At 70.9% G+C, this 12,133-nt stretch carries 13 protein-coding genes; 4 read left to right on the top strand and 9 right to left on the bottom strand.

Annotated features, from left to right (window positions below; translation table 11 throughout):
• Positions 1-181: 181 nt before the first annotated feature.
• Positions 182-655, bottom strand: a complete 474-nt coding sequence (locus BG418_RS33350) for a hypothetical protein (protein WP_188277801.1) — start codon at positions 653-655, stop codon at positions 182-184.
• A 185-nt stretch (positions 656-840) separates the two neighbouring features.
• Between BG418_RS33350 and BG418_RS33345 the strand changes: the two genes are divergently transcribed.
• On the top strand, positions 841-1,404 hold the full coding sequence (locus BG418_RS33345; RefSeq protein WP_188277800.1) for a carboxymuconolactone decarboxylase family protein: 564 nt from the start codon (positions 841-843) through the stop codon (positions 1,402-1,404).
• A 28-nt stretch (positions 1,405-1,432) separates the two neighbouring features.
• Here the strand turns inward: BG418_RS33345 and BG418_RS33340 are convergent, their stop codons facing one another.
• Complete coding sequence (locus tag BG418_RS33340; protein WP_188277799.1) at positions 1,433-1,792, bottom strand: arsenate reductase family protein; 360 nt, start codon at positions 1,790-1,792, stop codon at positions 1,433-1,435.
• 164 nt (positions 1,793-1,956) lie between these two features.
• Here BG418_RS33340 and BG418_RS33335 point away from each other — a divergent pair, with 164 nt between their 5' ends.
• Positions 1,957-2,238, top strand: coding sequence for a hypothetical protein (locus tag BG418_RS33335; RefSeq protein ID WP_188277798.1), 282 nt, complete (start codon positions 1,957-1,959; stop codon positions 2,236-2,238).
• A 178-nt stretch (positions 2,239-2,416) separates the two neighbouring features.
• Here the strand turns inward: BG418_RS33335 and glnA are convergent, their stop codons facing one another.
• A complete protein-coding gene (glnA, locus tag BG418_RS33330) occupies positions 2,417-3,826 on the bottom strand; it encodes a type I glutamate--ammonia ligase (protein ID WP_188277797.1) in 1,410 nt (469 codons plus the stop codon).
• Positions 3,827-4,070: 244 nt separating this feature from the next.
• Between glnA and BG418_RS33325 the strand changes: the two genes are divergently transcribed.
• Entirely contained in the window at positions 4,071-4,538 is a 468-nt protein-coding gene (locus BG418_RS33325; protein ID WP_188277796.1) for an RDD family protein, read from the top strand.
• 200 nt (positions 4,539-4,738) lie between these two features.
• Here BG418_RS33325 and BG418_RS33320 read toward each other — a convergent pair whose 3' ends face one another.
• The 4 genes from BG418_RS33320 to lipB all read right to left on the bottom strand — a co-directional run bounded on the left by BG418_RS33320 (position 4,739) and on the right by lipB (position 7,865).
• Positions 4,739-5,437, bottom strand: coding sequence for a DUF4191 domain-containing protein (locus BG418_RS33320; protein ID WP_188277795.1), 699 nt, complete (start codon positions 5,435-5,437; stop codon positions 4,739-4,741).
• 19 nt (positions 5,438-5,456) lie between these two features.
• On the bottom strand, positions 5,457-5,660 hold the full coding sequence (locus tag BG418_RS33315) for a hypothetical protein (protein WP_188277794.1): 204 nt from the start codon (positions 5,658-5,660) through the stop codon (positions 5,457-5,459).
• Positions 5,661-5,975: 315 nt separating this feature from the next.
• Positions 5,976-6,941: a lipoyl synthase gene (gene lipA / locus BG418_RS33310; RefSeq protein ID WP_188277793.1), complete on the bottom strand. Its 966-nt coding sequence runs from the start codon at positions 6,939-6,941 to the stop codon at positions 5,976-5,978.
• A 126-nt stretch (positions 6,942-7,067) separates the two neighbouring features.
• Positions 7,068-7,865: a lipoyl(octanoyl) transferase LipB gene (gene lipB, locus BG418_RS33305; RefSeq protein ID WP_188277792.1), complete on the bottom strand. Its 798-nt coding sequence runs from the start codon at positions 7,863-7,865 to the stop codon at positions 7,068-7,070.
• A gap of 207 nt (positions 7,866-8,072) precedes the next feature.
• Between lipB and BG418_RS33300 the strand changes: the two genes are divergently transcribed.
• Positions 8,073-9,542, top strand: coding sequence for a regulator (locus tag BG418_RS33300; RefSeq protein WP_188277791.1), 1,470 nt, complete (start codon positions 8,073-8,075; stop codon positions 9,540-9,542).
• Positions 9,543-9,656: 114 nt separating this feature from the next.
• On the opposite strand, the gene BG418_RS33295 is transcribed toward BG418_RS33300, so the two are convergent.
• Together BG418_RS33295 and BG418_RS33290 are read right to left on the bottom strand one after the other, a co-directional pair.
• On the bottom strand, positions 9,657-11,030 hold the full coding sequence (locus BG418_RS33295) for an NAD(P)/FAD-dependent oxidoreductase (RefSeq protein WP_188277790.1): 1,374 nt from the start codon (positions 11,028-11,030) through the stop codon (positions 9,657-9,659).
• Between the two features lie 184 nt (positions 11,031-11,214).
• Positions 11,215-12,108, bottom strand: coding sequence for a TIGR01777 family oxidoreductase (locus BG418_RS33290; RefSeq protein WP_188277789.1), 894 nt, complete (start codon positions 12,106-12,108; stop codon positions 11,215-11,217).
• Between the last annotated feature and the right edge of the window lie 25 nt (positions 12,109-12,133).

Here is a 12,133-nt window from a genome sequence, read left to right as displayed (position 1 = left end):
AAGCCATCCTTCGGGGGAGCTGCGGGGTGTGCCGGGCCCAGTGCGGCGGGCTCGGCGGTGCGGGGTCCCGGCGGTGGGAGGGTGCGCCGGTGCGGGCAGCTTCACATCTGCGGATTTCCCGTCCGTTGCCCGTTTGTGAACCCGGTGTTACCGAGGTTGCGCTACAGCCTGTTCTTGTCTGTCACTTGATGACCGCGTTCGCACCGGCGATGAGCACGCCGATCGCCGCGTCCGCGCCGCCGATGAACGCGGCGGCCCGGCGCCGGTAGCCCACCCGCAGGGCCGCGAAGGTGCCCCAGCCGAACAGCAGGGCCGCGTTGAGGGCCAGCCCGGCGGTGGTGACGTCGCTTTCCCGCCAGCCGGCGGGGCCGGATATGACGAGCAGCAGCACGGTCGGCATACACGCGATGATCACCGGCCACTCGTCGGAGACGGCCACCGCGAGCCGCCGCCACCGGTGCTTGCCGCTGTCCTGCCGGTGACACGACATGTGATGCGCGTACGCGTGGGCGAGCGCGGCGGTGCCGGCGGTCACCAGGATCCAGGCGGCGTTGTAATACGGCGTGTACGGGGTGCCCTCGCTGTGCAGCGCCGCGAGCAGCGCGCTGCTGAGCACCGTCCCGTATACGCCACCGAACAGCCAGTTCTTCTGCATGGGCTCCACGGTAGGAGCGGGTTTCGCCCGGATCGTCCCCGTTAAGTACTGGTTGATCTGACCGAAAGGATGACAACCGGGGGAGGGGGGTGGGGCTCAGGGGCCCGCAGAATCGACCCTTGAATTGACCCACGTTTCCGCATCGAAAATGCACCTGTGGGCGGGTCGCATGCTCCCGTAGATTCATGATCATGACGACGACGCAGAACACGCAGACGATGACCACGACCACGATCACGACCGAGGCCATGGCCGCGACGATCAACGGGGCCGTGGCTCGCGCGGCGGCCGAGACCCCGGTCCGTATCGACTTCGCCAAGGCGAACCCGAAGGCGTTCAAGGCGATCATCGCCCTGAACGCGGCGGCCACCGAGCACCTCGACCCGGCCCTGGTGGAGCTGGTGCAGATCCGCGCCTCGCAGCTCAACAGCTGCGCGTACTGCCTTCACATGCACGTCAGCGACGCGCGCAAGGCGGGCGAGGACCCGGAGCGGCTGCACATGGTCGGCGTGTGGCGCGAGGCCCCGCACTTCTTCACGCCGCCGGAGCGCGCGGCCCTCGCCCTCACCGAGGCGGTCACGCTGATAGCCGACGGGGGTGTGGAGGACGAGGTGTTCGAGGAGGCGGCCGAGGAGTTCAGCGAGCAGGAGCTCGGCGGGCTGCTCGCGCTGATCTTCACGATCAACACGTGGAACCGGCTGAACGTGACCGCGCGCAAGGTCGCGGGCACGGACGAGCGAGTCCGCTGACGGCCTCCGGGGCGGCTGGTGGGGACGGTTACCGGGAGAGCGCGTCCCGTACGGCGTCGTCCGTGCGGGCGACCACCGCCGTACCGTCGTCCGCCGTGATGATCGGGCGCTGGATGAGCTTCGGGTGCGCGGCGAGCGCCGCGACCCAGCGCTCGCGCGCCCCCGCGTCACGCGGCCACTCCTTCACCCCGAGCTCCTTGGCCTCGGCCTCCTGCGTACGCGTGATGTCCCACGGCTCCAGCCCGAGCCGGTCGAGTACGGCGCGGATCTCGTCCTCGGACGGCACGTCGTCGAGGTAGCGGCGGACGGTGTACGAGGCGCCCTCGGCGTCGAGCAGTTGGATGGCGCTGCGGCACTTGGAACAGGCGGGGTTGATCCAGATCTCCATGCGGGACAAGGTACCGCTGGAGGGGCGCCCGGGACGGCGTCCAACGCCCTCTGGCCAGCGCAAACGGACTATCCCAACAGCCCTTCCAGCCGGGCCGATTGTCAGTGGTGGGCAGTAAAATTGAGGCAGTTCGTGAGGGTTCCCGACTGCCCAGGAGGATGCCCATGGCCGCTGCCGTACTCACTTCGCACACCCCGCAACAGCTGTCCCTGCTGTCCCTGAAAAAGGTGCCGCTGCCCGCCGGGCGTCCGCGCGTGTGGTACGAGACGCACAACAGGCGCCTCAAGGCGATGCGCCTGGCCATCGCCCTGCTCGACACCGGCGTGTACCAGCCCGAGCAGGCCCCCAACCGCAAGATACGCACGACGGCGGAGCTGATCGGAGTCCACCCGCCGTCCGACACGACGTGCCGGATGGTCCGAGCACTGATCCGCTACGGCCGCTGACGCGGAGGCGGTGCCGCGCCTGTTGGCGGGCGCGGCACCGTATGTCGTCAAGAGGGGTACGGGGGCGTCGAATTCAGGCCCGGGCGGCCCCACGCAAAAGGCCGTCGGCCGTGTCTTCCGGGGGGAAGAAACACGGCCGACGGCCTGAGCATCACGCGAGCGCGGACTTCGGTCCGGCTTAGATGTCGAAGTACAGCTCGAACTCGTGCGGGTGCGGGCGGAGCTGGATCGGGGCGATCTCCGCCGTGCGCTTGTAGTCGATCCACGTCTCGATCAGGTCGGACGTGAAGACGCCGCCCGCCTGGAGGTACTCGTTGTCGGCCTCCAGGGCCTCCAGTACCGCCGGGAGGGAGGTCGGGACCTGGGGGACGCCCGCGTGCTCCTCGGGGGCGAGCTCGTAGAGGTCCTTGTCGATCGGCTCGGCCGGCTCGATCTTGTTCTTGATGCCGTCGAGGCCCGCGAGGAGGAGGGCCGAGAAGGCGAGGTACGGGTTCGACGACGGGTCCGGCGCGCGGAACTCCACGCGCTTCGCCTTCGGGTTCGAGCCCGTGATCGGGATGCGCATCGCGGCGGAGCGGTTGCGCTGCGAGTAGACCAGGTTGACCGGGGCCTCGAAGCCGGGGACCAGGCGGTGGTACGAGTTCACCGTCGGGTTGGTGAAGGCCAGCAGCGACGGGGCGTGCTTCAGGATGCCGCCGATGTAGTAGCGCGCGGTGTCCGACAGGCCCGCGTAGCCCTGCTCGTCGTAGAACAGGGGCTCGCCGCCGGTCCACAGGGACTGGTGGACGTGCATGCCCGAGCCGTTGTCGCCGAAGATCGGCTTCGGCATGAAGGTCGCGGTCTTGCCGTTGCGCCAGGCGACGTTCTTCACGATGTACTTGAAGAGCATCAGGTCGTCGGCCGCGGCCAGCAGCGTGTTGAACTTGTAGTTGATCTCCGCCTGGCCGGCCGTGCCCACCTCGTGGTGCTGGCGCTCGACCTGGAGGCCGGACGCCTCCAGCTCCAGGGAGATCTCGGCGCGCAGGTCGGCGAAGTGGTCGACCGGCGGGGCCGGGAAGTAGCCGCCCTTGTAGCGGACCTTGTAGCCGCGGTTGTCGTTCTCCGCACCGGTGTTCCAGGCGCCGGCCTCGGAGTCGATGTGGTAGAAGCCCTGGTTCGCCGACGTCTCGAAGCGCACCGAGTCGAAGACGTAGAACTCCGCCTCGGGACCGAAGTACGCGGTGTCCGCGATGCCGGTCGACGCGAGGTAGGCCTCGGCCTTCTTGGCGATGTTGCGCGGGTCGCGGCTGTACTGCTCACCCGTGATCGGGTCGTGGATGAAGAAGTTGATGTTCAGCGTCTTGTCGCGACGGAACGGGTCCAGACGCGCCGTCGACAGGTCCGCGCGCAGCGCCATGTCGGACTCGTGGATGGCCTGGAACCCGCGGATCGAGGAGCCGTCGAACGCCAGCTCCTCGTTCGGGTCGAACGCCTTCGCGGGAATCGTGAAGTGCTGCATCACGCCCGGCAGGTCGCAGAAACGGACGTCAACGAACTTCACGTCCTCGTCCGCGATGAACTTCTTCGCGTCGTCGGCGTTCTGGAACATCCAACTCCTCCTACTCCCACCCGGGGGAGGGCGGGGTTGCAGCTCGGTCGTGCGGCCAGTGCGGTGGCACACGCTCGACCCGACCATAGGCAGACGGGATTTCTCAAGCGTGACCCGTTTGTTTCGCCCAAGTTAACCGGGCCCGGGGTAGGCGGCGCATCATGACCCGTATAAATCGGATAATTCGGGGCCTCTGTCCCATCCCGGGGACCGCCCTCGAAACACCGGCCGGTACCGTGGAGGGGTGGACAAGAGGCAAGCAATGGGATCGTGGCTCTCCGGGCCCAAGGCGGCGGCCGAGGAGATGGGCGTCGACTTCGGCTACCGGGGCGAACAGCTCGGTCTGCCGGAGGAGGGGCCGGGCTCCATCGCCCCCCTGGGTCGGCGCTTCGGCGCCATCTTCATCGACTGGTCGCTGTGCGCACTGATCGCATACGGGCTCATCGCGCACCGCAGCGTCCACTCGACCAACAACTGGGCGCTCGTCGTCTTCCTGGTGCTGAGCATCCTGACCGTCGGCACGGTCGGCTTCACCCCCGGCAAGCGCATCCTGGGCCTGCGCCTGATCGCCGAGGACGGCGGCCGCCTCAGCTTCCCCCGCGCCCTCCTGCGCAGCGTCCTCCTCTGCCTGGCCCTCCCCGCCCTGATCTGGGACCGAGACGGCCGAGGCCTCCACGACCGCCTCTCCCGCGCCATTCAGGTCCGGATCTAGCCCATGGGGCGCCCCGAAGGGGCGCCTTCCAGGGGCGCGGGGAACTGCGCGCCCAGCCCTGCACGACCCGCAGCCGAGACCACTCCCAAGGGCACTCCCACAGGAGTCGTTGCAGCTCAGTGGCGTACGTACGAGAAAAGGGCGACCCAGGACCAATGTGGTCCGGGCCGCCCTTTTCTCGTACGTACAGGCAAAAAAACCTAGCGCGCCTTTCCGCCGCGCGGCATCCGCATCCCCTTGGGCATCGGCCCCTTGGGAAGCGGCATGTTGCTCATGAGATCGCCCATCGCGCGCAGCCGGTCGTTGGCCGCCGTCACCTGCGGGCCCGCCAGGACGCGCGGGAGCTTCAGCAGGGTGGTGCGGAGCTTCTTGAGCGGCACCTGGCCCTCGCCGTCGCCGACCATGACGTCGTGGACGGGTACGTCCACCACGATCCGGGCCATCTTCTTCTTCTCGGCTGCCAGCAGCGACTTCACCCGGTTCGGGTTGCCCTCGGCCACCAGCACGATGCCGGCCTTGCCGACCGCCCGGTGCACGACGTCCTGGCTGCGGTTCATCGCCACCGCCGGGGTCGTCGTCCAGCCGCGGCCGATGTTCTGGAGCACCGCGGCCGCGGCCCCCGGCTGGCCTTCCATCTGCCCGAAGGCAGCGCGCTCGGCACGGCGTCCGAAGACGATCGCCATGGCGAGGAAGGCCAGCAGGAAGCCGAGAATGCCCAGGTAGATGGGGTGACCGAGCCAGAAGCCGAACGCGAGGAAAGCACCGAAGGTGACGATTCCCACTGCCGCGACGACGAGACCGACCTTCGGGTCGGCCTTGCGGGTCATCTTGTAAGTCAGGGCGATCTGCTTGAGTCGCCCGGGGTCCGCAGCGTTGTCTGCGTTTTCCTTCCTCGCCATAAACCGAAGTTTACGTGGCTCACGAGGGACGGGTAGCCACGGCCTCCAGTACATGGAGGGCCTCGGTGCGGTCCTTGGCCCGGCGCCGGTCCTCCAGGACCGCCGTCCAGGCGTTGCGGCGGGCGGTGCGCTGGCCCGCGGCCATCAGGAAGGACTCCATGGCCCGCAGTGCGTCGGTCACGGACGGGAGCGCGGTGGCGCGTACGGTCGTCGCGGCCTGCATGGTGGCGGTTCCTCCCTAGGACGGGCAACGGGGGCGTGCGCACATTCGGGGTGTGCGCCGTGGAGCGTGCACGAGTGGAGCATGAGCGGTGCGTAAAGCCAGGGTCACTGATTGGTGTTACCAGGGCGTGTCCGGACGGTCAAACACCTATGAAACCTTGACGCGCCTCGGTAAAACGCTGACGCGGCCCGCACATGCCTCCTACCTGCGAGGGATGTACGAGCCGCGTCGAATCGGCCATTACCGGCCGGTAGCCGCTTGTGCGCGAATTCACACGCTGCCGCCGCCACGCGCTCCGCTATGCGGTGCGGGCTGTCACAGGGTCGGTGCGGCCACCGTCTCGCCGCGTGCCTCCATCGCCTGCTGGAACAGCCGGCCCGCGCGGTACGAGGAGCGGACCAGCGGGCCCGACATCACACCGGAGAAGCCGATCTCGTCGGCCTCCTCCTTGAGCTCCACGAACTCCTGCGGCTTCACCCAGCGCTCCACGGGGTGGTGGCGCACCGACGGGCGCAGGTACTGCGTGATGGTGATCAGCTCGCAGCCCGCGTCGTGCAGGTGCTGCAGCGCCTCGCTGACCTCCTCGCGGGTCTCGCCCATGCCGAGGATGAGGTTCGACTTGGTCACCAGGCCGTAGTCGCGCGCCTGGGTGATGACGTCGAGCGAGCGCTCGTAGCGGAAGCCGGGACGGATCCGCTTGAAGATGCGCGGCACCGTCTCGACGTTGTGCGCGAAGACCTCCGGGCGGGACGAGAAGACCTCGGCCAGTTGCTCGGGGACCGCGTTGAAGTCGGGCGCCAGGAGCTCGACCTTGGTGCGGCCCTCGGCGCGGTCCGCCGTCTGCGCGTGGATCTGGCGCACGGTCTCCGCGTACAGCCAGGCGCCGCCGTCGGCCAGGTCGTCGCGGGCGACGCCGGTGATCGTGGCGTAGTTCAGGTCCATCGTGACGACGGACTCGCCGACGCGGCGGGGCTCGTCGCGGTCCAGCGCCTCGGGCTTGCCCGTGTCGATCTGGCAGAAGTCACAGCGCCGCGTGCACTGGTCGCCGCCGATGAGGAACGTGGCCTCGCGGTCCTCCCAGCACTCGAAGATGTTGGGACAGCCCGCCTCCTGGCAGACCGTGTGCAGCCCCTCGCTCTTCACCAGGCTCTGCATCTTGGTGTACTCGGGGCCCATCTTCGCCCGGGTCTTGATCCACTCGGGCTTGCGCTCGATGGGGGTCTGGCTGTTCCGGACCTCCAGGCGCAGCATCTTGCGTCCGTCGGGTGCGACTGCGGACACGACGTGCTCCCTATGACTTCGATTCTTCGGCGGACACCAGGGTACGCCCGTTATTTGCGTGGCATTACGTCTGGCCAACCCATGGCCAGAGGGGCGCATTCCCGTACGGGGTGCGCCCGGGGCGTACTAGGCGGTAGCCGCCTCGATCTCCCGGGGCGCCAGTTCCGCGTTCTCCAGGATGTCCTTGAGGTGCTTCTCGATCACCGGCAGGACGTCGGCGATCGTGATCTCGCGGCCCAGTTCGTACGAGAGCGAGGTCACGCCCGCGTCGCGGATGCCGCACGGCACGATCCTGTCGAACCAGGTGTTGTCCGGGTTCACGTTCAGCGCGAAGCCGTGCATGGTGACGCCCTTGGCGACGCGGATGCCGATCGCCGCGAGCTTGCGGTCCTCGCGGCGCTGGCCCGCGTTGGAGGGCGCGTATTCGGGGCCGTTCAGACGCGCGTCGAACTCGTCGTCGGTGAGCCGGGGGTCGAAGTCGAGGGCCAGGCCGCCGAGCTTGGGGCGCTGCTCGATGGGGTCGCCGAGCACCCACACGCCGCTGCGGCCCTCGATCCGGGTGGTCGCCAGGCCGAACTCGGCGGCCGTACGGATCAGGGCCTCCTCCAGACGGCGCACATGCGCGACCACGTCCACCGGGCGCGGCAGCTTCTGGATCGGGTAGCCGACCAGCTGGCCCGGGCCGTGCCAGGTGATCTTGCCGCCGCGGTCGACGTCCACGACCGGGGTGCCGTCCAGGGGGCGCTCGCTGGGGTCCGTGCGCCGGCCCGCCGTGTAGACGGGCGGGTGCTCAAGGAGCAGACAGGTGTCCGGGAGCTCGTCGGCGAACCGGGCCGCGTGCACCCGTCGCTGCTCGTCCCAGGCCTCCTGGTATTCGACCGCGTCGTCGCCGAAACCCAGTCGGACAAATCGCAGCTCGTTCACGCCGGCTCCTCACCCAGTGCATACATGCGCCCCAGCCACTGTACGGCCGCGTTCGACGGCACCGGGAGCCGGGCAGAAACGGCACCTCCTCACACGATCGGATGAATGCGGGGCGTAGGTGGCGGTCCGGGCGGTATCGGCCGCTAAATTCCCCCCGTTCCATGAGGGCTGCCCGCTTGGCCCGGAAGGCAGGAGAACGCACAGCTGATGACGGAACGACCCGCGCAGCGCACCCCCAACCGCCAGCTCGCCGCGCTCATCGCGGAGGCCGGGTTCTCGAACGCGGGCCTAGCCCGCCGTGTGGACCAGCTCGGCCTGGAGCACGGCCTGGATCTGCGGTACGACAAGACGTCGGTGACGAGGTGGCTGCGCGGGCAGCAGCCACGCGGCACCACGCCGGCGCTGATCGCCGAGGTGTTCACCCGGCGCCTTGGGCGCCGGCTATCGGCCCAGGACCTGGGGCTCGACGCCTGCGCCCCGGTCTACGCGGGCCTGGAGTTCGCCGCGACACCGGAGGAGGCCGTCGACATCGTCAGCGGTCTGTGGCGCAAGGACTCCGGCAGCCATATCGAGCTGCGGAAGATCGCGTTCACCCCGGCCGGTCTGGTCGTCCCGAGCCGGGACTGGCTGATCGGACGGGCGGACGAACGGGTCGGCCACGGCGACCCGTCCCCGCGCTTCGCGGGCGAGGCGGCGGCTACCCCAGGGCCCCGCATCCCCAGCCAGGGGCGGCCCAGCGTGCCGCGCCAGCGGAGCTCCGACCGGGGCCCCGGACAGCGTGTGACCAGCGGCGACATCGCGGCCCTGCGATCCGTCGGCGAGCTCTTCCGCACTCTGGACCACGCCTACGGCGGCGGCCACGCGCGCCAGGCCCTGGTGCGGTACCTGGAGCACGAGGCCGAGCCGATGCTGCGCGGCTCGTACGGGGAGACCACCGGCCGCAGGCTCTTCGCGGCGGCCGCCGACCTCACCCGGCTCGCGGGCTGGACCTCGTACGACATCGCGGCGCACGGTCTGGCCCAGCGCTACTTCGTGCAGGCGCTGCGCCTGGCGCAGGCGGCGGGCGACCGGGCGTACGGGTCGTACGTGCTGGTCACGATGAGCCGGCAGGCCGTCTACCTCGGCCACGGCCGGGAGGCGGTCCAGCTGGCGCGGGTCGCCCAGCAGGGCGTCGGCTCCTCGGCGCCGCCGGTGGTGCAGGCGATGCTCAACTCCGTGGAGGCGCGCGGGCACGGGGTGCTCGGCGAGATCCGGGCCTGCACCGCCTCCCTTGTGCGGGCGGAACGGGCGATGGAGACGGCCCGGCCCGGCGACGACGTGCCGCACTGGGCACGGTTCTTCGACGAGGCGCAGCTGGCCGACGAGTTCGGGCACTGCCACCGGGATCTTCAGCAGTACCGGGCGGCCGCGCAGCACGCGGAGCGCTCGCTGCAACTGCGCGCGCCCGCGTACGCCCGCTCGCGCCTGTTCTGCCGGGTGGTCCTCGCGTCCGCCCGGCTCGGCCTCGGCGAACTCGACCAGGCCTGCGCGCTGGCCGCGGAGGCGGCGCAGCAGGCGAGCGAGATGCGGTCGGTTCGGGCCACGGAGTACGTACGCGACTTCGAGCGCCGGCTCGAACCGTATCGGGACGCGGCGGCGGTACGGACGTATCGCGATCGGGTCGCGGCGCTGGGGTAGCCCGTGGCTCGCGCAGTTCCCCGCACCCGTAGGAGGGCCCGAAGGGCCCATCAAGGGGCGCGGGGAACTGCGCGAGCAACCCAGCACGGTCCGCAGCCGAAAGACCGCGCCCGCTCAGGCGGCCCTGATCACCGGTACCTCCGGCTCCGCCGGCCTGCGGCCCAGGTCGGTGAGGATCGCGTGGGCGGCCCTGCGGCCCGAGTACAGCGCGCCCTGGACCGTACTCGTGTCGCGGTGGTCGCCGCAGACGTACAGACCGGCCAGGACCCGCACCGGACGGCGTACGTCGTGCGGCGCGGGCATCGCCGGGACCGCCTCCGGGGTGTGGCGCACGGCCAGCAGGTCCCAGCCGTCCGTCGACGTCCCGTACAGCCGGGCCAGATGGCGCAGGACCGCCGCCTCCAGGTCCGGCGGCGGTGTGCCCAGGACCGTGGAGCTGATCAGGGCGCGGCCGCGCGGCGCGCGCGCCGGGTCGACCTCGCTCATCACCGCCGTGTACGCCACCGGCCCGGCCCGGTCCGCGTCGAGCAGCAGCGCGGGGTCGGTCAGCGGTGGCTCGGGTGCCGTGTGGTGCAGCACGGTGATCGGGTGGAACGCGGGCACGCGCAGCCCGGGCAGCAGTTCGGCGGCGGCGCGCGCGTCGGTGGCGAGCAGCAGGGAACGGCAGCCGATGACACCGTGGTCGGCGGTGCTCACGGAGGTCGTGGCGACGGAGGTGACCTTCACGTTCGTACGGACCGTGCCCGGCGGCAGCGCGGCCGCCAGGAGTTCGGGGAACACGGACGCGCCCCCCGACGGCACGCACAGCCGCCCGCGTGCGAAGCCGCGCAGCGCGAGGTCGGCGCACCGGCTCGACGTGGTGAGGTCCGGGTCGCAGAGCAGCGCGGACAGCAGCGGCCGCACGAACCCGTCCAGGGTGCGGGTGGGCAGGCCGCGGGTCTTCAGGGCGGTCCCGATGGGCAGTTCGGGCCGGGTCAGCAGCCGCTCGACCGGGGTCGCGGCGAGCCGGGCCAGGGCGGCGCCGAGGCGGGCCTGGTCGAGCGCGCCGCCCAGCGGGGTGGGTGCACCCCGCACAGCGCCCCGAGCGGCACTTCTGGGCACTCCTCGCGCGGCTCCCCGGGCCGTTCCCCGGGGGGCGCTCGCGAGGGCGCGCGCCGCAGCCAGTGCGCCCCGCGCGCTCCGGGGCGCGCCGGCCCGGTAGTGCCGCCCCGCGCTGTGGACGAGCACCCCGGGCGAGAACGCGCTCAGGGCAAGCCCCTCCAGGCCGGGCGAGCGGGCCAGCTCCGGATACGAGGTGGAGAGCAACTGGCCGATCCGGTCGAGGCGGAAGCCGTCCACGTGCTCCGTGGACATCCGCCCGCCCACCTCCCCGGCGGCCTCCAGAACCATGACCGTCACTCCCGCGCCGGTCAGCTGATGCGCGGCTGACAGGCCCGCGAGGCCGGCTCCGACGATGACGACGTCCGCATGGTGCGCGGTGCTGAGCACGTGCCCCTCCCAGAGGTCGGCGCGGCTAGGTGGAGGCCTCATGCCCCCAACGGGCCTACGAAATGCAGGAGTTCGGGGAGAGAGTAGAAAGCGCGGTCGAATCGGAGGGTCGCGCATGAAGCAGGGCACCGGAGCATGCGGGCGCACGCCGTCCGTCCCGGGGAGGCCGCCACCCTCAGGACCGTTACTTGCGCAGCGCCGCCCCGATCGCCTCGTCCACCGTCGGGAACGCGAAGCGGAAGCCCGAGTCCAACAGGCGCTGGGGGAGCACGCGTTGGCTGCCCAGGACGTCCTCGGCGAAGTCGCCCAGGACCAGGCGCAGCGCGACGGCCGGGACCGGGAAGAGCGCCGGGCGGTGCAGGACGCGCGACATCGCCGCCGTCGCCTCGCGGTTGGTGACCGGATCCGGGGCGGTCAGGTTGACCGGGCCCGACAGCTCCGGGGTGTCGATCAGATGCCGCAGCGCCCCGATGTGGTCGTGCAGCGCGATGAACGACCAGTACTGGCGGCCGTTCCCCATCCGTCCGCCGAGCCCCGCGCGGAAGATCGGGAACAGCTTGCCCCAGGCGCCGCCCTCGCGGGCCACCACCAGGCCCGTGCGCGCGAACACCGTCCGGATGCCCGCCTCTTCGGCCGGGGCCGCCGCCTCCTCCCACTCCACGCACACGCCCGCGAGGAAGCCCTCGCCGGGCGGCGCCGACTCGTCCACCGCGCGCGTGCCCGTATCGCCGTAGTAGCCGACCGCCGTGCCGCACACCAGCACCTTCGGCGGCGCGTCCAGCGAGGCCAGCGCCTCGGCGAGGGCCGCCGTGCCGAGCACCCGGCTGTCGCGGATCTCCTTCTTGTACGCGGCCGTCCAGCGCCGGTCACCGACCCCGGCACCGGCCAGGTGGACCACCGCCTCGCACCCGGCGAGCGCGCCCGCGTCCACGTACTGCCGCTTCGGGTCCCATTCGACCTCGTCGGGGCCCTGCGCCCGGCGGCGCACCAGGCGCACCACCTCGTGGCCGTCCGCCCGCAGTGAGCGCGTCAGCGCCGTTCCGATGAGCCCGGTCGAGCCGGTGATCGCGATCCGCATGCCGCATTCTCCCCCCGCCCGTCGA

It is taken from the genome of Streptomyces sp. CBMA152 (assembly GCF_014596475.1).
Taxonomy (GTDB): Bacteria; Actinomycetota; Actinomycetes; order Streptomycetales; family Streptomycetaceae; genus Streptomyces.
The sequence above is the reverse complement of the archived record's forward strand: the minus strand, read 5'-3'. Positions and strand labels throughout refer to the sequence as shown.

Bases quoted from the DNA above. Each gene is read 5' to 3' on its own strand.
- BG418_RS33350 (WP_188277801.1), bottom strand. From the start codon at position 655: ATGCAGAAGAACTGGCTGTTCGGTGGCGTATACGGGACGGTGCTCAGC.
- BG418_RS33345 (WP_188277800.1), top strand. From the start codon at position 841: ATGATCATGACGACGACGCAGAACACGCAGACGATGACCACGACCACG.
- BG418_RS33340 (WP_188277799.1), bottom strand. From the start codon at position 1,792: ATGGAGATCTGGATCAACCCCGCCTGTTCCAAGTGCCGCAGCGCCATC.
- BG418_RS33335 (WP_188277798.1), top strand. From the start codon at position 1,957: ATGGCCGCTGCCGTACTCACTTCGCACACCCCGCAACAGCTGTCCCTG.
- glnA (WP_188277797.1), bottom strand. From the start codon at position 3,826: ATGTTCCAGAACGCCGACGACGCGAAGAAGTTCATCGCGGACGAGGAC.
- BG418_RS33320 (WP_188277795.1), bottom strand. From the start codon at position 5,437: ATGGCGAGGAAGGAAAACGCAGACAACGCTGCGGACCCCGGGCGACTC.
- BG418_RS33315 (WP_188277794.1), bottom strand. From the start codon at position 5,660: ATGCAGGCCGCGACGACCGTACGCGCCACCGCGCTCCCGTCCGTGACC.
- BG418_RS33300 (WP_188277791.1), top strand. From the start codon at position 8,073: ATGACGGAACGACCCGCGCAGCGCACCCCCAACCGCCAGCTCGCCGCG.
- BG418_RS33290 (WP_188277789.1), bottom strand. From the start codon at position 12,108: ATGCGGATCGCGATCACCGGCTCGACCGGGCTCATCGGAACGGCGCTG.